Source organism: Actinomycetota bacterium, assembly GCA_040755895.1.
Lineage (GTDB): Bacteria > Actinomycetota > Aquicultoria > Subteraquimicrobiales > Subteraquimicrobiaceae > Subteraquimicrobium.
On the sequence record JBFMAG010000028.1, the window covers coordinates 18,266 to 39,666 of the forward strand.

Here is a 21,401-nt window from a genome sequence, read left to right on the forward strand (position 1 = left end):
CTGTTCATTGAGATTAATGAAAAATTGAAAGTGAAAAAATAAAAATCACAATCCAAAATTAAAAATGGTAAAAGCTAAAAAGACGTAAAGCTTTAGCATTAACGGATTTTGGAGAGCATCTCCTTTGCCTTTTTCATGATCTGAATCTCGGTTTTATATGAAAGGAGATCGATGGCCATATCGATGGGAAACCATCTGACCTCTTCGACCTCATAATCGTGATTTTGAACATTCCCGCTCTTATATTCGATGAGATAGAAATGGACGAACTTGTGATACCGAGTATCCTCGGGCTTCCAATAAAACCAGTAGTCTATCTGTCCAATCTTGTCCACGATCTCTCCGCGAAGTCCCGTTTCCTCCTCCACCTCTCTGACCGCCGTCTCCTGTGGATTTTCTCCTCTTTCAATCAATCCCTTGGGCAGACACCAGATTTTGCCCTCACCCCTTCGAGCAAGGGCGACTTGAATTTCTTTATCCACCCTTCGGAAGATAACCCCACCCGATGAAACGGCGCGTTTGGTTTTCATCTTTGTCAATCCCAATGAATTCTTCCGTCCAAATTAAGACCAGGTGGCTCGCGACTAAGTAGCGAGTTTCCTCTCCGCTACCTCGCTGCCCACAATGTTGAGATCGGTCTCGCAGAACTGACATTTCCCACCTTGAATATGATACTTTGTGATACTATAGCCCCATCTCTCAATGACCAGTCTCCCACAACCGGGGCAATAGGTATTCTCACCCGGATGACCCGGTACATTTCCCACGTAGACGAAGGAGAGCCCCTCTTCAAAACCCATTTCCCTGGCCCTCTTCAATGTCTTTGTTGGCGTGGGGTATAGGTGAGAGAGTTCCAAGTAGGGAATGAATCGGGTCACATGCCACGGGGTATTGGTTCCCAAGGAATTCTTTATCCATCTGGCAATTCCACGAAGTTGGTTTTCATCATCATTGTATGTGGGAATCACATTCGTTACCGCTTCAATGTGCATGTTCCATTTCTTCTTGGCTCGGATTGCGGCTTCCAAGATCGGGGAAAAATCGGGAACATTGGATAGCTTTTTATAAAGCTCATTGGTAAAGCCCTTGATGTCCACCCGAAATACATCAAGATAGGGGCCAATCATATCCAGAGCTTCCTGAGTGATGTAACCATTGGTCACGTAAATAGTGTAAAGTCCATTTTCCCTGCACAATCTGGCCGAATCCAAGGTATATTCAAACCAGATGGTTGGTTCATTGTATGTCCAAGCAAGCCCCTGACAATCATATCTCTTCGCCAAGTCCACAGCGTACTCTGGGGACACCTCGGTTAGACCCGAGCCCTTCTCGTCTGGACGTGCATGAGCAATTTGCCAATTTTGGCAATGCTTACACCTTAAATTGCAACCCAATGTTCCGAAGGAAAGAACTTGGCTGCCTGGATAAAAATGAAAAACGGGTTTCTTTTCCACAGGGTCCGCCGCGATCGAGGAGCATTTGGCATAGATCAGGGTGTATAATGTGCCCTCCTCATTTAACCTCGTTCCGCAATAACCGCGTTTTCCTAAGGAGATAACACATCGTCTCGGGCAAACATTGCACCTTACCTTCTTGTCTGCTAATTTTTCATAAAGGAAAGCTTCTTTCAAAACATACACCCTTTGAATTTAAACCTATAAGGCATGGGATTAGTCCGGAGCGATATAGGCTCGATTCCGTCCACTTTCTTTCGCTTTATACATGGCTTTGTCCGCTTTCTCAACGAAAGTTGCGACATCCTTTATATTGGGGGTAAGAGGAGTGATACCCAAACTGATGGTGATTCTATTGGGGTTGCCATTTAAAATAAACTCATGAGCTTCCACTTTTCTTCTCAATTTTTCAGCCACAGCAAAAGCCTCCGTTTTATCGGTCTCCGGCAAGATCAATGCAAATTCGTCCCCACCGTAGCGAGCAGCCAAGTCCGCTTCTCGGATATTCCTCTTTATGATCTGTGCCATGATTTTTAGCACCTCATCCCCTCTCACGTGACCGTACGTGTCGTTTATGGGTTTGAAGAGATCTACATCGATCATAATAAGTGAGAGAGGTGAACCATAACGTAAAGCCCTTTTGAACTCCACCTTTAAGCGTTCCATGAAATTTTTATGGTTGGATAATCCGGTCAGACCATCGGTAATGGAGGTTTGCCTTAACTGTTCCACCACCTTCAAGAAGAGCCTTCGCTGAAAAGGAAAACACATTCCCCATTCCGCTAGGCCTTGGTAAATGGCGATGGCCTCTTCTCGGCAGGATTCATATCCACAGGCTCCACAATCGAGCTCATCCCGCTGATCACACTTTTCCGCGGTAGCTAATACCTCCTTGAGTTCTTCCTCCGTGGGAAAGGGGAGTTTTACCTCCTTGCTGGTAAATTCTCGCCGCATTTCAATCCATGGCAGCCTGGGAAGAATTTGCTTGAAGTTTACCTTCCTCGGAGAGCTTTTGCTTTTCTCCTTATAATATTGCTCAATGATGTTTTTACGAGCATAGGTGCTCATATTGTCTCCCATCGCAGGTCCATCCACACACCCATCGCAGTCCAGAACGTCGATCAATTTTGGTCTTACCTCACCGCGAAGGAAGGCATCAGCCAGCTTTTCAATGCCATAAATTCCTCGTATCACCCGAATGTCCCTATCCAAAAGAGAGTAATTGGCAATGGTTTCTCTGGGAAAACCACCACTTAAAGAAAACATCCTCAAAAGTACGGGGCGAACGGCATCCAAATTGACTGGAGGGAGGGACTCTAAATTGATATCCGCCTCTTTGAACATCAATCTTAGCTCATCAAAGGTAAGCACAGCATCGATGGCATCGGCCACAGGGTCGTCCCTGACCTCGGCTTTCGCCGCAACACAAGGACCAATGTATACTGTGGCCGTACCGGGATCGTACATCTCTTTAACTAAACGCCCTTGCGCAATTACGGGAGAGATGATCGGAGCCAAATAAGCTAAGAATTCAGGATAATACTTCTCTAACCATGTGACAACCGCCGGACACGTTGATCTGACTATGGGTTCACCTGCCCGCTCTTTAAAAAGCTTCATATATTCATCGGCGACGAGTTCCTCACCCAAAAGAGTATCTTCCACGGAGAAGAATCCGAGTTTTTCCAAGCCGGCTGCAACCTGGGTGGGAGTTGCTGGGTAAAATGAAGCTACACACTCCGAGGCAAGAATAGCCACTACTTGATGGGAGGAGAGCAAACCCTTCACTAAATCTATTTCAGTCTTTGCTTGCTTCGCCCCCTGGGTACAAGCATTGATACATCGACCGCAATAAATGCATTTCTCCTCAAGGACTTCTGCTTGTCCGTCCCTAACCTTTATGGCCTTCACGGGGCAGATACGCACACAACCATAACATTCTTTACATCGTTCTTCGATACTTTCGATAACCCTCATTCCAATTCACTTCTTGAATTTTAATGTCCCCTCCCTTTAACACGCTATTATAGAGTAAAAAGTATGGTGGATTCTAATCAACCCTTAATCCGTTACATCAACTATCTCGCCCTGAGTGACTCCCTGCAAATCTTGAGATTTCATTTTTAACATGGCATTTATTTCTCCTCCACCTGTATACATGACTTCGACGTCCATCACGCTTTTATCGATTAAAATTCGAATTTTATTTTCAAAACAAAAGGGAGGAGTGGCTCCCACAACGTAACCGGTGAGCTCAACAACCTCTTCAGGGCTTGCTAATCTAACTCTGGAAGTCCCCAAAACTTTTTTTAACTTCTTGTAACTCACCTTCTTATCCCCGCACGTCACTACGGCAACTGGTTCACTATCCACGAAAAATATCACGGTTTTAATAATTTCACATAAATCCAATCCCAAAAGAGCAGCGGCTCTTTCCGCAGTTCTGGTGGGACTATTCAATAGAAAGATCTCATGAGGTATATCCCTTGATTGCAAATAATTGTGCACATCCACACTCGTCCTCATTTAGCCCCTCCTTAAAAACCCATCATAAATAATTTACCCTAAGACTCTCCTTTTTAAACAGTAATAAGCCAAAAAGGAGGTAAGTATATTTACTATAACATCTCGGAATTTGACTGACAATCGGGATTAACGGGCTAAAAGGAAGGCTTTCCCCACAGCTTCCTGGGGATTTTTCGCCAGAATTATGGCCTCCACCGGTTTTCCTTCCTTTTTGAGCTCCCATGTTCCGATGCCCACTACGGATTTCCCCATCTTGAGAGCCAGTCCTATTTCGGAAAGGGTGCCGAACTCACCGCCGATGGCTATAACCACCTGTCCGGCTCGAACGACAAGAGCATTTCGGGCTTCACCCATGCCCGTTGGAATGGCCACGTCAACGTAGGAGTTGGCATGCCTCTCCTCGGTGGGAAGAATGCCCACAGTCAGACCTCCCGCACTCTTCGCACCCTTGCAAGCGGCTTCCATGACCCCACCTAAGCCGCCGCAAACCAAAATAGCGCCTCTTTGTGCAATGAGTTTACCTACCTCATAGGCAATCCCGTAGATTTTATCGTCACACTGACCAGCCCCTATCACACTAATATACATAATTCCTCCTCTTACTCCGACTAGCGACTTTCGACTAGCGATTAGCGTTAGAGGAAATAATAATTAAATCGCTCATCGCTGATCGCTCATCGAAAATCGAGCTTTTTATCCCTTAGACCTTCTCCCTTCGGCCCAAGAGTTTATCTAAAATCTTGATGGCCGCTTGCTTATCGAGTGGTTCGTTCCAATTCCCACATTTTGGGGATTGAATGCAGGATGGACAGCCCTCCCTACACTCGCATTCCTTGATGGAGACCAATGTGGCCTTCAGGAGTTTCTCACAAAGTTCATATCCCCTGGCGGCGATGCCGACCCCACCTTCGAATCCATCATAAATGAAGATTGTGGGCATCCCCGTGTGAAAATGAAGCGGGGTGGAGACTCCTCCGATATCCCATCTATCACACATGGCATACACGGGAAGCAAAGCGATTGAAGCATGCTCGATGGCATGAATCCCACCAGCCAACTGTGGATTATCCAGCTTTAGCTCATCCGCAACTTTGTTGGGTATCGTAAACCAGAAGGCCTCGGTTTTAAACCTTTGAGGGGGTAGGTCCAACTCCTCCACCCCCAGTATTTCGCCCGTAAAAATCCTCCTTTTTTGGTAGGCGATTATGTGACTGGTCACATCGACCTCCCCGAAGGAAACAGGGGTGAAACTGAAGTCCTTTCTTCTGATTTCGCTGAGGACCCTGAGGGTTGTCTCTTCCCGGGGCTGCGTATAATAATCACCATAGGTGGGTTTGACGAAGGCAACCTTTTCGTCCAGGTCGAGCTCCACAACAAGATAGGAATCGCCCTGATGTAGATATATCGCCCCCGGATGGATGTAGATGAAGGCCATTGCCGAATCTATCGTTCCCAGGAGAGTTCCCGATTCCATCTCAACGATGGAGTAAGTATCCTGGGAAGCTGAGCGAATATTCACGAATTGAGCGGGGAATTCACGTTTCATCCAGAACCACTTGGATTTCCTCTCCAACAACTCACCTTCCTCCGCTAACGATTTCACCATGCTCAAGAAGAATTTCCCGAAGTATTCCTCATCTTCAGAGGATAAGGGTATCTCATAGGCGGCACAGAGCAAATGCTTGGAAAGAATATAGGGATTTTCAAAATCGATGATCGCCTGTTCATGGCTCCTACCAAAAAAAGCACCGGGATATCTCATATAGTATTGATCCAGGGGATCATCTTGAGCAACCAAAATGGCTAGGGAGGCATCTTGCTTCCGCCCGGCTCTCCCCGCTTGCTGCCAGGTGGAGGCAATGGTTCCAGGGAAACCGTTGATCACACAGGCATCCAGTGTCCCAATATCGATGCCCAACTCTAAGGCATTGGTTGAACTCACTCCTAAAAGCTCCCCCGAAAATAGCCGTTGTTCTATCGCGCGTCGCTCCGGAGCGAGGTAACCGGCTCTATAGGAGCTCGTCCTGGATAAAACATCCGGACTATCTTTGAGCTCATCCCTGGCATATTTGAACACCAACTCCGCCGTGCGTCGAGATTTGCTGAAGGTGATGTTTTTGATGGCTTTTTTCGCCAGTTGGACGAAGAGGTAAGTTGCTTCGGAGTTGGAACTCTTTCGCCTTTCCTTGCTCTGATCCAAGTACGGGGGATTCCAGAATAAGAAGAATTTTTCACCGCAAGGGGAACAATCCCTGTCCACGACCTCAACCTCGACACCAGTGAGATTTTCCGCCAATTCCTTGGGATTTGCCACCGTGGCTGAAGATAAAATGAACTGCGGCTTTGAACCATAATGGGCACAAACTCTTCTTAAACGCCGAATGATATTGGCCACGTTGGAACCAAAAACCCCCCTTAGAGCATGGACTTCATCGATGACCACATATTTTAAATTGAGGAAGAAATTCGCCCACATTCTGTGGTGAGGCAAGATTCCGTAGTGAAGCATATCCGGATTGGTGAGGACTATATTTGCGTTGCTTCTTATTCGGGCTCTTTCATCGATGGGCGTATCACCATCGTAAGTGGCGGGAATCTGACCCTGCAATTTAAACTGGCGAAGGATCCTTAATTGATCCTGAGCCAGTGCCTTTGTGGGGAAAAGATAAAGAGCGGTGTTCCTCCGGTTCTTCAAGATCGCTTCGAGCACTGGGATGTTATAGCATAAGCTCTTGCCGCTAGCCGTCCCCGTGACTATGGTCACGTTTTTCCCTTGTCTCACGAGATCGATGGCCTGTACTTGATGACGATAGAGCTTGATTATCCCAAGTTTGCGCAAACTCTCTTCCAAAATCTCGTGGAGGGATTGTTTAAGAACACCAAAGGTCGCTTTCCTGGGTGGAATTCTTTTCAAGTAAACGATTTGTCCCCGGTAGTTCTCGTCCCTTTTTAAAGCCTCGATGAATTCAAGGATATCCATTTTTGCCCTCGAGGGAAAAGATCGCTCCCGATTTATAGCTTAAAGCCGTGAGGTAAAATGGTCAATGAAGAAAATCGTGGTGACCCTTTTAGGGTCGCTCTTAAGGTCGCTCTTGAAGAGTTTCGCTAGCAGGCGAAGGGGTCAGCTTAATCAGAGGTTCCAGGGTGCCCATGGGTAACCCGGTGAAGCCTATTCCCCACCGACCTCGTGCCCTATTTACAACTTGCTTTAGGCAAATCCTGAAACGCCGCTATTGCTTTATCAAAAGTTCAGCTATCTGCACGGCGTTAAGAGCGGCTCCCTTCCGCAGATTATCAGAGACGATCCACAGATTAAGCCCGCATCTTACGGATTCATCCTCTCGAATTCGACCCACATAGCATGCGTCCTTCCCCGCAGCGAAGATGGGCATGGGGTAAGCCAAGTTCTCCGGATCGTCGATGACCACCACTCCGGGTGCATTCTCAAGGATTCGACGGGCTTCAGAGGCTGAAATCTTCCTTTCGGTTTCGATGTTTACCGCCTCCGAATGGGCGACGAAGACGGGCACACGAACACACGTTGCGGTGATTTTCATCTCGGGTTCGCCAAATATCTTCCGGGTCTCATCGACCATCTTCATTTCTTCCTTGGTGTAGCCATTTTCCAGGAATACATCGATGTGTGGCAGGAGATTGAAGACTATCTGATGGGGATAAACCCCCGAAATAATCTCCTCCCCGGCAAGATATGCCTTCGCTTGATCCAAGAGCTCTTGAACGGCTTTCCTCCCCGTACCGGAGACCGCTTGATAGGTGGAAACCACGATTCTTCTTATTTTTGCTCGATCGTGAAGAGGTTTTAAGACCACAACCATCTGGATGGTTGAACAATTCGGATTGGCGATGACGCCCTTATGATCCTTTAAGGCTTCCGGATTAACCTCGGGAACCACCAAGGGAACATCCTCTTTCATGCGAAAAGCGCTGCTATTATCGATGACTATAGCTCCCGCCTTCACAGCAAGAGGGGCGAATTCCTCACTTATGGAAGCTCCAGCGGAAAATAGGGCGACATCCACATCTTTGAAGGAATCGGGAGAAAGTTGCTCAACGGCTACCCCCGTTCTCCTAAAGGTAAGCCTCCGACCGACGGATCTTTCGGAGGCAAGCAATCTCAGATTGGCAACGGGAAAATTTCTCTCTTCCAAGATATTTCGCATTTCCTCACCGACGGCACCCGTTGCCCCCACTATGGCAACGTTATACTCCTTCACAAATTACTGCCTCCTTACCGAGATTGAATTTCCTATGGACGGTCTTCACCGCTCTCTCAACCTCCTTGGCATCGACCACGCAGGATATCTTGATGGAAGAAGTGCTGATCATTTGAATATTGATATTTTCCTCAGCAAGAGCGCTGAACATATCGGCGGCTACTCCGGGGTGAGTCTTCATTCCTGCTCCCACCAGGGAAACCTTGGCAATATTTTCGTCGTAATAAGGACCTCGGGCCTTGAGTTTCTTGACTATGGATTCCAATGCCCGCCCAACTCTCCTTAAATCCTCCTTGACAACGGTGAAGGAAATATCGGTGAACCCCTTTTCGCTCACATTTTGAATGATCATATCCACATTGATATTGGCATCCGCCAAAGTTTTGAAGATCTTGGCGGCGATTCCGGGTCTGTCGGGGACATCTCGGATGGTGACTTTGGCTTCTCCGATGTCATAAGCGACTCCACTGATTATAGCCCTCTCCATCATTTGGTCTACCTCCTTTACCAAAGTTCCCGCTTTATCCGAAAAGCTGGATCGAACATGGATTAGAACACCGTGATTTCTCCCATACTCAACCGCCCGAAGCTGAAGCACTGTAGCACCACTCGCCGCCAGTTCGAGCATCTCCTCGTATGAGATAACGGGGAGCTTTCGGGCATCGGGCACCAACCGGGGGTCGGCTGTGTACACACCTTCCACGTCCGTGTAAATCTCACACACATCCGCCTTGAGCTTGGCGGCCAAAGCTACGGCTGTGGTATCCGATCCGCCCCTTCCCAAGGTCGTGATATCTTGATCCACGGTGACACCCTGAAAGCCTGCGACGATGACGATCCTTCCCTTTTTTATTTCATCGAGGATGCGTTCGGTTCTTATGTCCATTATCTTGGCTTTGGTGTGAGTCGTATCCGTGAGGATCCCAACCTGGGGACCGGTGAATGAGATAGCATCGTATCCCAGGGCGTTAATGGCCATGCTTAAAAGGGCGATGGAGACTTGTTCCCCCGTGGCCAAGAGCATGTCCAATTCTCGCTCGGGAGGGGTGGGAGTAATCTCATGAGCCATTTTCAGGAGTTCGTCCGTGGTTCCACCCAAAGCGGATACCACAACCACAACCGCATTTCCCCGCTCCTTTGTCTCAACTATGCGACTGGCTACATTTTTAAGACATTCAGTATCGGCAACCGAAGTCCCACCGTATTTTTGCACGATGATGCCCAACTTCATCCCTCCATTAAGCTCACAGCTATTTTAGCAATCGGAGGGCAGTTAAGCAAGAAACAGAATTGCCTGCTAAAAATTTGACTAGCTCCCATGTAGAAATACTTACAACTCAAACCGCGAATGCGCATTCTCCTTTGGGATCAACATATCTGAAAAGATGTCTTCACGGCAGGCATAGGGATTGAGACTCTATGGAATATCCTGCATACTCCTGGCACCAGAACCGATGAAGTAGCTTATCAAGCCATCAAGGAAGTTACCCCCAAAGCCATATATCACAAGGAAGACGGGTCGTGATTGTAAAGCAGAAAAGATTTAGGGGAAAGTCCTTGTCAACCCTCAATTTATTGGTAGAAGAGATTTTCTACGATTTTTAGCATGAAACTTAAATCTCTAGCTGTCGCCAAGCAACCAGACTCTTTATCAGGAGCGCGTCTTAGGTAAAAAACTTTTTTGGAAGCCGGCGTGACTGAAGGACCTTCGGGTATGAAAATGGCTTGCTGAAAATAGCCTACAGCCCTCTTCTCATTGGGATATCTCACCAGTTTTATGGGTTTTTCATAGTTAAAAACCACCACGGTACAACCCTTCTGGTAAGCACTTTCTACAAAATTGGGTCCTGCGACACACTTTGCTACGTGGTGTAGGCTAAAATTACCTTTTCGCCTTCTTCCCTTAATTCATCGAAGTATTTATCTCTGGGGCGGAGGATGATCTTTCTCCGGGAGATTTTCCCCTCTTTGGATGTCCTCTCCACCCTTGTCGGGAGGTAAATCTCAATGAATTTAGTCCTCTCTTGAATCTTAATTTAGCACATTGTAATTTTTTACCTCAGCGACGCTCTGTGGATCATCACCGCTGTCTGGTCTCTTCTCACAAGTTGTTCTGGTCTGAAGCTCTTATCACCATAGCCCTGCACTATGCCTTGATCCTTGGCCGTCTCTATGTATTGCCACGCCCAGTGAGCCTGTGGGACATCTGTGAAGTATCCTATGTAAATTGTATTCATTGAAATGCCCAAACCTCTCACGAGCATGGTCGCAAGCTGAGCCCTAGTGGCGCAATCCTCTGGACCGAATCGTTCGTCACCGTAGCCCTGCACTATCCCTTGATCCTTTGCCGTCTCTATGTATTGCCACGCCCAATGATCTTGTGGAACGTCGGTGAAGTATCCCCTGTACTCGGTATTCAACGGAATTCCCAGGGAATTCACGAGCATCTTGACAAACTGTGATCTGAAGATGGGATCGCCCGGGCGAAAGAGTCCATCATCGTAGCCGGAGACCACTCCCTTACTGGCGAGGTATTCTATCTCACCATATGCCCAGAAATCCCTGGGGACATCAGAAAAATTTGGTACAGGTTTAAGAGTGAAGTCGATATTTGGGGTCTCATTGGGAGCGGTGACGGCGACGATGTCCGCGGTTTCCTCATTGGGTTTATCGTTGTAAAAGACATCGATGAAATCCAAATTGTTATAGGTGAAAACCCTGTAACTTCCGCTTCTGAGACCAATGATTGTATAATTTCCATTCTCATCCGTTGTTTCCCACTTACGGTCGCCATCAATTTGGGCACAGATATATATGTTCTCCAGGGGTTGACCATTGATGTCGGTCACCCTGCCGGAGATGGTGCCCCCTTTGGTGAGGGCAAAGTTTATGTTCGGAGTCTCATTGGGTGCGGTGACGGCGATAGTATCTGCGGTTCCCCACTTCAATTTGTTATCATACCACTCATCTATGTGACCCTGATCATTTGAGGTGTAGACCTCGTAGAATTCCCATGAGGGAAGACCAATGAGAGCATAATATCCATTCTCATCCGTTAAAGTTGAAATACTAGCCTGCCATCCATATTTATTCGTAATTACTTTGATGTTTGCCAGTGGATTGCCGGCTTCATCCGTTACCCTACCTGTGATTTTGCCCCCAACTGATAGGACAAAGTTTATGCCCGTGGTCTCCTGAGAAGCATTGACCACGACGGTATCGGCGGTCAAGGGTGTGAGCTTGTCGTTGTAGTATTCATCCATATAACCTTGGTCATTCCAAGTTGAGACCCAGTATTCTCCGGATGGAAGACCAGCGATTCTGTAGTGACCATTTTCATCCGTTAAAGAAACGGGACCTACCTCAGGAGGTTCTTCAGGAGGTTCTCCCCCCAACCAAGTAGCGGTGGCCTGAACGATTATACCAGCCAGTGGATTGCCGGCTTCATCCGTTATCCTACCCGAGATGGAACCATCTTGGGCAAGAACCTCCGGGGTAGTGGAGAAAATGGTAAAACCCATTAAGATGAGCACCATAAGCTTTGCTACCATGCTCTTATAATTTGTTCTTTTTAGATGACTTAAGTAGCGCATTTGCTTTCCCCCGTCTAAAATACTCATTTAACCTCGTTAAGTGATTGCAAATTTTTACTTCAAAGGACCTGTAAGAACTTCTCCAGAGATAGCATCCACGTAGACTTCTCCTTTATCGGTTTGCAGACACCAAACGGGCTTAAGATCGGTACCTTCTTCGTCAAACAAGGGAGAATGATAGGCGAATTCGACTTCTTCTATGGTTACGGGAAGACGAGGTTTGAAATTATCCGCTATCTTTGAAGCAGCCTTCTCCACCGCTTCCTTTGGTGAGAGGATTCTATTTGAAGCACCCTCTTGGAAAGAGGGGGTATAGGACAAACAATGAAATATGCCATTGTCACTCACAATGATATCTATTTGAGGACCACCGGGACCAACAATGGGAATCCCCTCAATCTTTGGTCTGTATTCAAAGCACCAGGCGATGATATCGCTTTCTCCCGTGGAGAGTCTCTGTTGATTGATGGTTGAGACTTTTGAGAGGGAGTAACCTTCTTTGAGACCACCCGTCTTTTGGATGAACTCTTCCGCCTTTTTTCTGGCTTCTTCTTCACTCATCTTTGTGGGGATGGTTTCCAGGCTTTCATTGCCGTAAGTGAAGGCACCGGTGGGATAGAAGGAGATACCGTTTTCCCCATCGGTAAAGCTTTCTATTCCCTTAAATTCTTTTCTTTCAAGAATTCCCTGAAGCAATCTTTGTGCCAATTCTTCCGCTTGCACCTCCTCTTTCTCAATGGAAACCGAAGCAACCAGGGGTTTCTCTTCGCTCAAAGGTGTTTCCACCAGCACCTTCCCTTGAGCCAAGGAAAGAGGAGCTTGGGCATGAGCCCTACCTCCACCGAAGAGATTCTTCAGGGCGAGCCAAAGGCGATGCCAGAAGGGTTTAGGGGCTCTCGTTAGATGGAAGGGAGTCCCCAGGTAATTGCTTTCATTCCACTGGTAAATGGCATTCTCATCGGAATATTCTTCACCTGTATAATTTGTGTAACCCGGTGGAGGATTGAAGCCATGCAACCAATCATAGCGGTGGTTCAGGTAGCCATCGATGGCCCAGCCCTCCTTCTCGTAACCTGCAAGTCCTTTATCGTGATTTGCTTTGATGAATGATGACCACAGGGTATCCGCCGGGGGTTCAATGCTTCCCGTAACGTATTTAAAGAATTGGTCAGTTATATTCTCGTCTCTATCCTCTGTGCTCAAATCGCGATATCCAAGAATGAGATTAAGCCCTCTATTGAAGGCATACCGCCAGCCATTTCGCCTTAATGCATCACAAGCCGCAAAATAAAGCCATTCCACATCCCGATCGGGGTAACCGGGAGTATCATACCCATAGAGCTTGCTCGTTAAACTGGAGGTAACAAAGCCGTATCTCCACTTTAGGGAGTCGGCATTGGATGTATCATCTTTGATCCAACATCCCTCTTTTGAGTGGTTGGTTCAGTGCTAACACCCCAATATTTAAGACATAGTGCTGCTTCCCAGGTATTTATGGTGGGACCGGCGGATGGCTCGTCGGGATCAACGGGATAGGAAGGATCGGGTGGATAGGGGGGAGCATAACCGTGACCGGTATAGTAGATAAAATCGCTATACCTACCAGTGGTGTAGAAGTCCCAGGCTTGAGCATCCTCAAGCTGATCCCGAATCCATCCCAGGTTGATAAAGAACCAATCATCAACTACCAGAGCATCGTCACGATTAAGATCTTTCAATTTTACATAGTCATCTACGTAAAGAGCGGAAAAACTCATCTCAGCATAAGCTGGAAAACTGTACCCAGTAACAAGCAAAAAGACCAGAAGTAATACCACGAGATTCTTAATCTTTCTTGTTCTCATCATGGATCCTCCTCCCAAATTTTTTGACGATCTCTCTGATTTTTGAAATATCTTTACGAATCACAAACCCACCCCTTAACAAATGAAGTATTTCAACTCCATTTTCTTTTGGGAGCACAAAGAAAGGTCTCTTATCCCCTTCTGAGATCCAATCAACACCTGATCTTTCCACATAGAATTGCTCCTTATATTCAAGAACTACAACTTCAAGACCGGCCTGGATGTAGTAAATCGAATAATTAAAAGGTCTCTTAATAGGTCCACCAACTGAGAGGAAAACCTCCTCACAGGCCTGTCTCAGCTCATCGAAGTATTTATCTTTTGGTGTTAGGACTTTACCCTTTTTCTTTTTCCAAATGGTAATACCCTCAAGCTCTTTGGGTACCCAAGCCCTATTCCCGTACTCATCTCTTGGACCAAGCTTATAGTATTTCCTGTCTGGCTTTTGAGGTTTTACTTCTCTCCCACCCCCTCTTTTTCCAAAGTGCCTTTACACCCAGTAAAGATGGGGAAAACAAAGAAGAGGATGAGCAATATTCCCAAAATTCGATGAAACTTTCTCATATGCACCACCCTAAACATAACTTACCATAGAAAAATAACACCGGTGAAGATGGGGAAAATTTCAAAATTTTTTCTGTGGTGGTAAACTTGAGGAAAATGCTGGTAAGATGGGGCTAAACAGAGATGCTTAAATGAAAATAGCTTATTTTGATTGCTTTTCGGGAATATGGCGACATGGTCTTGGGTGCACTTTTAGATGCCGGGCTTCCCATCGAGGTGCTCCGAACCGAACTCGAGAAGCTTCCGCTCAAAGATTATGAAATAAAGGCGAAAAAGTGGAAAAATTGACATCGCCACACTAAAGTATGCATTCAAGCTCAAGAAAAGTATCGTGCGTGTTTGAAGAGTAAAATCCCTTTACCTTGATCTTTAATGATTCCTCGCGAAGCTGACCTGGAATAGAAAGACCGGGGAAGGTGGTCATTCAATTTGGCATCTCTTCAGCAAGTTATTCCAATCTTCGTCAACCTTAGCTTGAAATTCCTCCATGACGTGCCGATTCTCTGGTTTAAATAAATGTTTGAATCTGCCTTGGGGTTTGAGCCATTCCACGAGAGGTTTCTTCTCCTTAGGTTTATGCGTCAACCTCCAGTTGCCATTTTCTACTTCATAGAGTGGCCAGAAGCAGGTTTCCACGGCGAGTCTAGCCATCCTTATCGTTTGATTCGTGGGATATCGCCAGCCTCGAGGGCAGGGAGCCAAGATATTCAAAAAAGCGGGTCCTTCGGCATTGAAAGCCTTCTCAGCCTTGGTGACTAAATCCCGCCAGTGACTGGGGGAAGCCTGCGCCACATAGGGAATGTTGTGTGCGGCTACACAGGCCGTCAGATCCTTCCGGTTCTGCGTCTTGCCCGGTATCACCTTGCCCACAGGAGAAGTTGTCGTCCATGCTCCCAAGGGTGTGGCACTTGAGCGCTGTATACCCGTATTGTGGACTACAATTCCGTCAGCAATGAAATTATGCTCGTCCTCTACTCTTAAATCTAAAGTAGGCTCACATCCTGCTAATCTTATATTTTTTATTTTTTCAGTGTCAAAATATTTATTTTCTAAATTTTTTAAAACGACGACTTCATCTCCGACCTTGATTTCTGCCAATGTTTTCCAGACAAAGCTATCTCTTCTACCTCTACCATTTCTTTTTAAAACTAAAAAAGGATGATTTGCGGTTGCTTTTATTGAATGGTGTAAGGTTTCAACTCCATAAACCTCTCTTATTCCGTTATCAAATACACCAGTGCATCTTCTCAAAACTAACTGATGAGTCTTTTGGTCGAAGGCATATATTTTATCTCCCTCTTTTACCTCGGTTATTTTCTTAAGCCCATTTTCAGTCATTATTAAACAAGAGGTGCTCAGACAATTCATATACGCTTGATTGTCATAGCAGACATAGACCATTCGGTGTCCTCTTTCAAAAACTCCGGAGAGGGCTTGGAGACCGATGTCATAGGTGCCACCATCTCCACCGAAAGCAACGAATCTTATATCTCTTCTATCCATTTTCCCCCTCCTCATCAGGACCCTATAAGCCGACTCCACACCACTTAAAGTCGCGGCGGCGTTCTCGAATGCATTGTGGATATAGGGAACTTCCCAGGCGGTTGAGGGATAGATCGTCGTGGAAACTTCAAGGCAACCCGTGGGACAGCAGACGACCACGGGTTTGTCGGTGGCCATAAGGACCTGCCTGACGATGATCGTGGCTCCACAGCCAGCGCAAAGCCTATGTCCAGAGGTAAATCTCTCCTCCCTAAAGGACAATTCCTTGATGCTCATGCGACCACCTCCACTTCTTTGAGCCCCAGGTAATCAAGGGGCTTCTCCACCTTTCCTCTCTTGGATATCTCAAGAAGAGCTTCAAAGGCACGCCTCGCGTGCTCCGGTTTAAACTCTCTGCCACCCAAACCATAGATGAAATTGACCACTAGCGGTCGTTTTTCCAGATCATAAAGGGCCGCTTTCACTTCACCAAAGAGAGGACCAGCCGCACCGGGTGAGGTCGCTCGATCCAGCACCGCTACAGCCTTGAGATGCTGCAAAGCCTCACAGAGTTCCCGGGCGGGAAAGGGCCTGAAGACACGCAACTTAAGAACACCAACTGGATGACCTTCTTTTCTCATCATGTCCACGGTGTGCTTGCTTGTTCCCGCCGCCGAATTCAAGGCAATCACTGCGACCTCGGCATCATCCAACCTATACTTCTCAAAGAATCCATATTCCCTGCCAGAAAGGGTCCTAAATTCCCTGCCAACCCTCAAAATGACCTCCTTAGAGCGCTCCATGGCCTCGATTTGAGCTAGCTTATGCTCGAAATAAAAACCGCCGAGACCATCAAAGGGTCCAAAGGTTACGGGATGCTCGACATCGAGTAAGGAGAAAGATGGTTTGTACTCCCCAACGAAGTTTTTCACACTCTCGTCTTCGAGAAGTTCAACGCGCTCAATGCTGTGGCTGACGATGAACCCATCCATATTCACCATGACCGGGAGGCGCACTTTCTCATCCTCACCGATTCGAACGGCTTGAATTATATTGTCGTATGCCTCCTGAGCGCTTTCAGAATAGATCTGAATCCAGCTGGAATCCCTGGCTCCCATGCTGTCTGAGTGGTCGCAATGGATATTGATGGGAGCGCTCAAGCAACGGTTGACATTGGTCATGATTATGGGGAATCTCATACCAGAGGCGACGTAAAGGATTTCCCACATCAAAGCCAAGCCTTGAGATGAAGTGGCCGTCATGACCCTGGCTCCCGCAGCCGCGGCTCCCACGCAAGCGCTCATAGCCGAATGCTCACTTTCAACCGCAATATACTCCGTATCCACCAATCCATCAGCCACGAAAGTGGCAAACTCCTCGGCGATATCAGTCTGAGGTGTAATGGGATAAGCCGCCACGACGTCGGGATTTATCTGCCTCATCCCTTGAGCAACGGCTGCATTTCCGGTGATGGCCACAATCTTCCCAGTGATTTTAGCCATCTGGCTCACCGCCTTCTGCCATCTTTATGGCCTCTGGTGAGCATTCAACCGCGCAAATCCCACAACCCTTGCAATAATCATAGTCTATCCCAATCACCTTCCCCTCCTTAACCTTGATCGCTCCATCGGGACAGTAAATCCAGCAAACGAGACATTGCTTGCAGGTCTCCTCATTCCACACCGGGTGCTCCGAACGCCAACTCCCCGTTCTATACCATCGAGCCGTTCCGCCAAAGGGGATTAGCGCACCGGGCATCAACTTCTCCGCGCGCCATTCTTTCATTCGCTCTTCACCTCCTCAAAAGCTCGCCGAATGGCTCTAACGTTCCCCTCGATGACTTTCGGCGAGAACTTATCCGCGAATACCTCCTGGAAATGCTCGGTTGTGCTCCCGAGATCCAGAACTTTGGTAGCCTTGATGAGAGCACCGATCATAGGGGTGTTCGGGATGGGTCTTCCCAATTCCTCATGAGCGATGGTGGAGGCATCGACGGTGTAAACTTTCGCTTTTTCTAAACCGAGTCTTTCCTCGATCTTGGAAGGTGGTTCAGGCGTGTTCACTATGAGGACGCCATCTTTGGGCAATCCTTGAGCAACGTCAATGACATCGAGAAGGGTGGGATCTAAAACAACCACGACTTTCGGATTTTCTATGCCGCAGTAAATGCGGATGGGGTCCGAAGAGAGACGAGTGAAAGCCTGAATGGGTGCTCCCATCCTCTCAGGTCCATATTCGGGGAAAGCCTGGACGTATCTTCCTTCGGCTAAAGCAGCTTCGGCTAGAAATTTGGCTGCGGTAACCGCTCCCTGACCTCCCCTCCCATGCCACCTTATCTCCACAAGTCTCTCCACATCCTATCACCTCCAAAGATAAATTCTCTGAAATCGCCAGACTCAATAAAAAGTATAGGCTAAACATAAATCTCAATTAAGTCTCAAATTCAAAATCCAAAATGAAAGTGCAAAATGACAATCTAAAATTAAAATGTTTGAAATCTGGCTGACCAGCATATTTTCAAATTCTCAAGCATTTTGAGAACGATTCAGCTGACTAACTTAACTGACAATATATTCCAATAAAGAATATTTGAAAACTATGTCCTCAATGTAATTTGCCAAAATTTGTGGTACATCCAGACTAAATAAAAAAATATACCCAATAACACAAAAAAGCATTTAAGATTGTGTGAGCGGTTGGTTTGAGCCAGCCAGTGGTTTGAACTCAAAAATATCCGAAGTCCCTACATTTCCCTTCTTCCTTCGAGGGCTTTACCCAAGGTGACCTCGTCGGCGTATTCCAGATCTCCTCCCACGGGCAGCCCACTGGCTATTCGGGTTACTTTCACTCCCAAGGGTTTAATTAATTTTGCGAGATACATGGCTGTAGCCTCGCCCTCGATGTTAGGATTGGTGGCGATGACTACCTCCTTTACCTCCTGACCCTTTAGCCGCTTGAGAAGTTCTCCAATCTTTATATCCTCGGGACTGATGCCCTCAATGGGAGAGATCGCCCCCTGTAGTACATGATAGAGTCCTTTAAACTCCCCCGTTTTTTCCAACGCTACGATGTCTCTTGGCTCTTCGACCACACAGATAATTGAACGGTCTCGCTCAGTATCTCGACAATATTGGCAGATCTCTTCGTCCGTGACATTGAAACAAATTTTGCAAAATTTTATCTTTTCCTTTACCTTGAGTATGGCTTCAGCGAGCTTTTTCACATCCGCAGGAGGTGCCTTGAGCATATAAAAGGCGAGTCTTTGAGCCGATTTTGGTCCGATCCCCGGAAGCTTAGACAGCTCTTCGATTAAATTTGCCACGGGCGTAACATAGTACATGAATCCCACCTTTGTGGATCAGGAAGGAGGGAGAAGTCTAGAGGGAAATCCTTTCCCCTCATCCCTTTAGACTCATCCCTTATCCCTGATAGATTAGAAGAGTCCAGGGATGCTCAGTCCCCCGGTTAACCGACTCATTTTCTCCGTCGCTAAATCCCGAGATTGGCGGAGGGCTTGGTTGACTGCAGCCAATATCATTTCCTCCAGTATTTCAACATCATTGGGATCCACTGCAGCCGGATTTATCCTTATTCCCAGAATCTCTTGCTGACCATTGACCACTGCAGTGACCATCCCGCCACCAGCGCTTACTTCCAGCCTTTCCTTTGCCAACTCCTCTTGTATCTTGGCAATTTCCTCCCGCATTTTCTGAATTTGCTTGAGCATCCTACCATAATTTCCCTTCACCTTGGCACCTCTTTTCACTGTGTTTCTTTAAATTCATCTATGATCTCGGCATCGAAACTGTCCTGAACCAATTTCACTATCGAGGATTCGGAGGGTTCTTCCACATCCGAATCATCCTGTAAGTCCTCCATCAAGGAATCCTTTTGAGCGATTTCGTCCTGAACGATGGAGACCCTCTCCTTTTTCTCCTCTAACACACAGAGAATCTCAACATCGACCTCCAGGATTTCCTTCAGTGATTGCTGCACAATTGCTAAGTTAGGGGGTTTTTCCACTTCATTTTTATGGAAATTCGCCCCCTCATTGAACTCTAAGATTATTGCTTTACCCTCAACTTTGGATGGCTTACATTCCAAAAGTAAAGCGTAGGTTGGAATTTTTTTCTTTTTGACCCGCTCCAAAATTACCGGCCAAGCTCTTTTCACCCTCTCTATGTCCACCTTCCTGCCACCGGTCGCAGGTTTCTCGTTTCCGGTTTTTCCCTCTTGTACCGGGGTCGCTATGTCATCGCTACTCACAACCGGTGCCTTGCGCTCAGCCGCTTCTAATTTTGCTTCTTGTATCCTTTGCGCCATATCATGGTCGGGTTTTGAATCCGGCCTCTCTGAAGTTCTCTTTTCAACTCGTTCCCTGCTGGAGACCGCTTTCTCAAGTTCCTCAATTCTATAAAGCAAACCGTTCAGGGACAGATCGACATCAAGTTTTATCATTTTCACCAGCGCCATCTCCAAGAGCAATCGGGCGTCAGGGTTCCACCGCATTTCGTTATGAGCTTCGGACAATATCTCCATGAATCTTACTACTTCAAAGGGCTGAAAGTGATGCACTTGGACCTGCATTCTGGCGAAGGCCTCGGGTGTGGTATTTATGATCTCATCGGGGTCGTCGGCATTTTGAATCAAGAAAAGGTCTCGAAAATGCTCCGTGAGTTCCTTTGTAAACTGCCTGATGTCTCTCCCGCTCTCCAGCAGCCTATCCACAAAGAAAAGGGCATCCGTAATATCTCGTCTGGATATGATATCCGTAATTTCAAATAGAAGGTCTAAATCGATTAGTCCCAAAAGTGTGGTCACATCATCTATTTTTACACTCTTCCCGCTAAAGGAGGAAAGTTGATCAAGAGTTCCTATGGCATCCCTTAAGGATCCTTGAGCTTGCTTGGCGATTAAAGGTAAGGCTGCTTCATCGATCTTTATCTTCTCTTCATCGGCGATTCGACGAAGGTGCTTGACCATATCAGAAACCAAGATGCGCCTGAAATCAAATCTCTGACACCGAGAGAGAATCGTGGGAAGAACCTTATGGGGTTCGGTGGTGGCTAGAATAAATATCACGTGCGAGGGAGGCTCTTCGAGTGTTTTTAGGAGGGCATTGAATGCCTCCGGGGTGAGCATATGAACCTCATCTACGATATATACCTTTTTTCGACCCTCCGTTGGTGAAAAATGGACCTTTTCCCTTAAGCTCCGAATTTCATCGATCCCTCGATTTGAAGCCGCATCTATTTCAAGAACATCCACACAGGAACCATTGGTTATTTGCTCGCAAATATGACAGTTATTACAGGGGGTTGGAGTGGGACCTTCAGCGCAGTTAACAGCCTTGGCAACGATTTTGGCTACGGTGGTCTTGCCCGTCCCCCTTGGTCCACAAAATAGGTAAGCGTGGGCAACTCGATTTTGTTGGATAGCATTGGCAAGGGTGCGCGTGATATGCACTTGGCCTACTACTTCCTCAAAAGTTTGGGGGCGCCATTTTCGGTAAAGTGATATATAAGCCAATCATCTCACCTCATGGGGGGTGAGCGGAATGCTCTTTCTCATTATAACAAAGAAAGCCTTGGATGGGCGCTTTCTTGAATTTTTGAAAAAGTTTTATTCCCCGAGTAAATTTAGAAAACTGTCACGACACAAGTCAGCGTGCGCTTCACCCCTTCGATTCCTTGAATTTTAACG

General features: G+C 46.9%; 22 protein-coding genes and 1 pseudogene. 1 reads left to right on the forward strand and 22 read right to left on the reverse strand.

Annotated elements, in window-relative coordinates; translation table 11 throughout:
- Positions 1-98 precede the first annotated feature (98 nt).
- The 14 genes from AB1466_01275 to AB1466_01340 all read right to left on the reverse strand — a co-directional run bounded on the left by AB1466_01275 (position 99) and on the right by AB1466_01340 (position 13,824).
- On the reverse strand, positions 99-545 hold the full coding sequence (locus tag AB1466_01275) for an NUDIX hydrolase (protein ID MEW6188734.1): 447 nt from the start codon (positions 543-545) through the stop codon (positions 99-101).
- A gap of 39 nt (positions 546-584) precedes the next feature.
- Complete coding sequence (gene amrS, locus AB1466_01280) at positions 585-1,640, reverse strand: AmmeMemoRadiSam system radical SAM enzyme (GenBank protein ID MEW6188735.1); 1,056 nt, start codon at positions 1,638-1,640, stop codon at positions 585-587.
- 30 nt (positions 1,641-1,670) lie between these two features.
- Complete coding sequence (locus tag AB1466_01285) at positions 1,671-3,431, reverse strand: diguanylate cyclase (GenBank protein ID MEW6188736.1); 1,761 nt, start codon at positions 3,429-3,431, stop codon at positions 1,671-1,673.
- Between the two features lie 84 nt (positions 3,432-3,515).
- Positions 3,516-3,980, reverse strand: a complete 465-nt coding sequence (locus AB1466_01290) for a YbaK/EbsC family protein (protein ID MEW6188737.1) — start codon at positions 3,978-3,980, stop codon at positions 3,516-3,518.
- Between the two features lie 126 nt (positions 3,981-4,106).
- Complete coding sequence (locus tag AB1466_01295; GenBank protein MEW6188738.1) at positions 4,107-4,568, reverse strand: TIGR00725 family protein; 462 nt, start codon at positions 4,566-4,568, stop codon at positions 4,107-4,109.
- A 112-nt stretch (positions 4,569-4,680) separates the two neighbouring features.
- Entirely contained in the window at positions 4,681-6,960 is a 2,280-nt protein-coding gene (locus AB1466_01300) for a DEAD/DEAH box helicase (protein MEW6188739.1), read from the reverse strand.
- Between the two features lie 250 nt (positions 6,961-7,210).
- On the reverse strand, positions 7,211-8,215 hold the full coding sequence (locus AB1466_01305) for an aspartate-semialdehyde dehydrogenase (protein ID MEW6188740.1): 1,005 nt from the start codon (positions 8,213-8,215) through the stop codon (positions 7,211-7,213).
- On the reverse strand, positions 8,202-9,446 hold the full coding sequence (locus AB1466_01310) for an aspartate kinase (protein MEW6188741.1): 1,245 nt from the start codon (positions 9,444-9,446) through the stop codon (positions 8,202-8,204). Before AB1466_01310 ends, AB1466_01305 begins: the two co-directional genes overlap by 14 nt.
- A gap of 341 nt (positions 9,447-9,787) precedes the next feature.
- A complete protein-coding gene (locus AB1466_01315) occupies positions 9,788-10,021 on the reverse strand; it encodes a hypothetical protein (GenBank protein MEW6188742.1) in 234 nt (77 codons plus the stop codon).
- Between the two features lie 56 nt (positions 10,022-10,077).
- Positions 10,078-10,200 carry a hypothetical protein gene (locus AB1466_01320; GenBank protein ID MEW6188743.1) on the reverse strand — a complete coding sequence of 41 codons (123 nt, stop codon included), beginning with the start codon at positions 10,198-10,200 and terminating at the stop codon, positions 10,078-10,080.
- 69 nt (positions 10,201-10,269) lie between these two features.
- On the reverse strand, positions 10,270-11,808 hold the full coding sequence (locus AB1466_01325; GenBank protein MEW6188744.1) for an S-layer homology domain-containing protein: 1,539 nt from the start codon (positions 11,806-11,808) through the stop codon (positions 10,270-10,272).
- A gap of 54 nt (positions 11,809-11,862) precedes the next feature.
- On the reverse strand, positions 11,863-13,110 hold the full coding sequence (locus AB1466_01330; protein MEW6188745.1) for a hypothetical protein: 1,248 nt from the start codon (positions 13,108-13,110) through the stop codon (positions 11,863-11,865).
- Between the two features lie 80 nt (positions 13,111-13,190).
- The gene (locus tag AB1466_01335) at positions 13,191-13,655 is read right to left on the reverse strand and encodes a hypothetical protein (GenBank protein ID MEW6188746.1); all 465 of its coding nucleotides are present in this window, start codon (positions 13,653-13,655) and stop codon (positions 13,191-13,193) included.
- Positions 13,633-13,824, reverse strand: coding sequence for a hypothetical protein (locus tag AB1466_01340; GenBank protein MEW6188747.1), 192 nt, complete (start codon positions 13,822-13,824; stop codon positions 13,633-13,635). The genes AB1466_01335 and AB1466_01340 overlap by 23 nt, the downstream gene beginning before the upstream one ends.
- A 566-nt stretch (positions 13,825-14,390) precedes the next feature.
- On the opposite strand from AB1466_01340, the gene larC reads away from it, so the two are divergent.
- On the forward strand, positions 14,391-14,504 hold the full coding sequence (gene larC, locus AB1466_01345) for a nickel insertion protein (protein ID MEW6188748.1): 114 nt from the start codon (positions 14,391-14,393) through the stop codon (positions 14,502-14,504).
- Between the two features lie 132 nt (positions 14,505-14,636).
- On the opposite strand, the gene AB1466_01350 is transcribed toward larC, so the two are convergent.
- The 8 genes and pseudogenes from AB1466_01350 to dnaX all read right to left on the reverse strand — a co-directional run bounded on the left by AB1466_01350 (position 14,637) and on the right by dnaX (position 21,227).
- Positions 14,637-15,584 carry a pyruvate ferredoxin oxidoreductase gene (locus tag AB1466_01350; GenBank protein MEW6188749.1) on the reverse strand — a complete coding sequence of 316 codons (948 nt, stop codon included), beginning with the start codon at positions 15,582-15,584 and terminating at the stop codon, positions 14,637-14,639.
- A pseudogene (locus tag AB1466_01355) lies at positions 15,579-15,995 on the reverse strand (thiamine pyrophosphate-dependent enzyme). The gene AB1466_01350 and the pseudogene AB1466_01355 overlap by 6 nt, the downstream one beginning before the upstream one ends.
- Positions 15,992-17,200, reverse strand: a complete 1,209-nt coding sequence (gene porA / locus AB1466_01360; GenBank protein ID MEW6188750.1) for a pyruvate ferredoxin oxidoreductase — start codon at positions 17,198-17,200, stop codon at positions 15,992-15,994. Before porA ends, AB1466_01355 begins: the two are co-directional and overlap by 4 nt.
- Positions 17,193-17,483, reverse strand: coding sequence for a 4Fe-4S binding protein (locus tag AB1466_01365; GenBank protein ID MEW6188751.1), 291 nt, complete (start codon positions 17,481-17,483; stop codon positions 17,193-17,195). The genes porA and AB1466_01365 overlap by 8 nt, the downstream gene beginning before the upstream one ends.
- Entirely contained in the window at positions 17,480-18,052 is a 573-nt protein-coding gene (locus tag AB1466_01370; GenBank protein MEW6188752.1) for a 2-oxoacid:acceptor oxidoreductase family protein, read from the reverse strand. Before AB1466_01370 ends, AB1466_01365 begins: the two co-directional genes overlap by 4 nt.
- 389 nt (positions 18,053-18,441) lie before the next feature.
- Positions 18,442-19,038, reverse strand: a complete 597-nt coding sequence (recR, locus tag AB1466_01375; protein ID MEW6188753.1) for a recombination mediator RecR — start codon at positions 19,036-19,038, stop codon at positions 18,442-18,444.
- Positions 19,039-19,131: 93 nt separating this feature from the next.
- Entirely contained in the window at positions 19,132-19,446 is a 315-nt protein-coding gene (locus tag AB1466_01380; GenBank protein ID MEW6188754.1) for a YbaB/EbfC family nucleoid-associated protein, read from the reverse strand.
- A 14-nt stretch (positions 19,447-19,460) separates the two neighbouring features.
- Positions 19,461-21,227, reverse strand: coding sequence for a DNA polymerase III subunit gamma/tau (dnaX, locus tag AB1466_01385; protein ID MEW6188755.1), 1,767 nt, complete (start codon positions 21,225-21,227; stop codon positions 19,461-19,463).
- Positions 21,228-21,401 lie beyond the last annotated feature (174 nt).

Coding starts and splice junctions, on each gene's coding strand:
- AB1466_01300 (MEW6188739.1), bottom strand. CDS start 6,960: ATGGATATCCTTGAATTCATCGAGGCTTTAAAAAGGGACGAGAACTAC.
- recR (MEW6188753.1), bottom strand. CDS start 19,038: ATGTACTATGTTACGCCCGTGGCAAATTTAATCGAAGAGCTGTCTAAG.
- AB1466_01290 (MEW6188737.1), bottom strand. CDS start 3,980: ATGAGGACGAGTGTGGATGTGCACAATTATTTGCAATCAAGGGATATA.
- porA (MEW6188750.1), bottom strand. CDS start 17,200: ATGGCTAAAATCACTGGGAAGATTGTGGCCATCACCGGAAATGCAGCC.
- AB1466_01285 (MEW6188736.1), bottom strand. CDS start 3,431: ATGAGGGTTATCGAAAGTATCGAAGAACGATGTAAAGAATGTTATGGT.
- AB1466_01325 (MEW6188744.1), bottom strand. CDS start 11,808: ATGCGCTACTTAAGTCATCTAAAAAGAACAAATTATAAGAGCATGGTA.
- AB1466_01365 (MEW6188751.1), bottom strand. CDS start 17,483: ATGAAAGAATGGCGCGCGGAGAAGTTGATGCCCGGTGCGCTAATCCCC.
- AB1466_01350 (MEW6188749.1), bottom strand. CDS start 15,584: ATGAATTGTCTGAGCACCTCTTGTTTAATAATGACTGAAAATGGGCTT.
- AB1466_01335 (MEW6188746.1), bottom strand. CDS start 13,655: ATGATGAGAACAAGAAAGATTAAGAATCTCGTGGTATTACTTCTGGTC.
- AB1466_01295 (MEW6188738.1), bottom strand. CDS start 4,568: ATGTATATTAGTGTGATAGGGGCTGGTCAGTGTGACGATAAAATCTAC.
- AB1466_01310 (MEW6188741.1), bottom strand. CDS start 9,446: ATGAAGTTGGGCATCATCGTGCAAAAATACGGTGGGACTTCGGTTGCC.
- larC (MEW6188748.1), top strand. CDS start 14,391: ATGGTCTTGGGTGCACTTTTAGATGCCGGGCTTCCCATCGAGGTGCTC.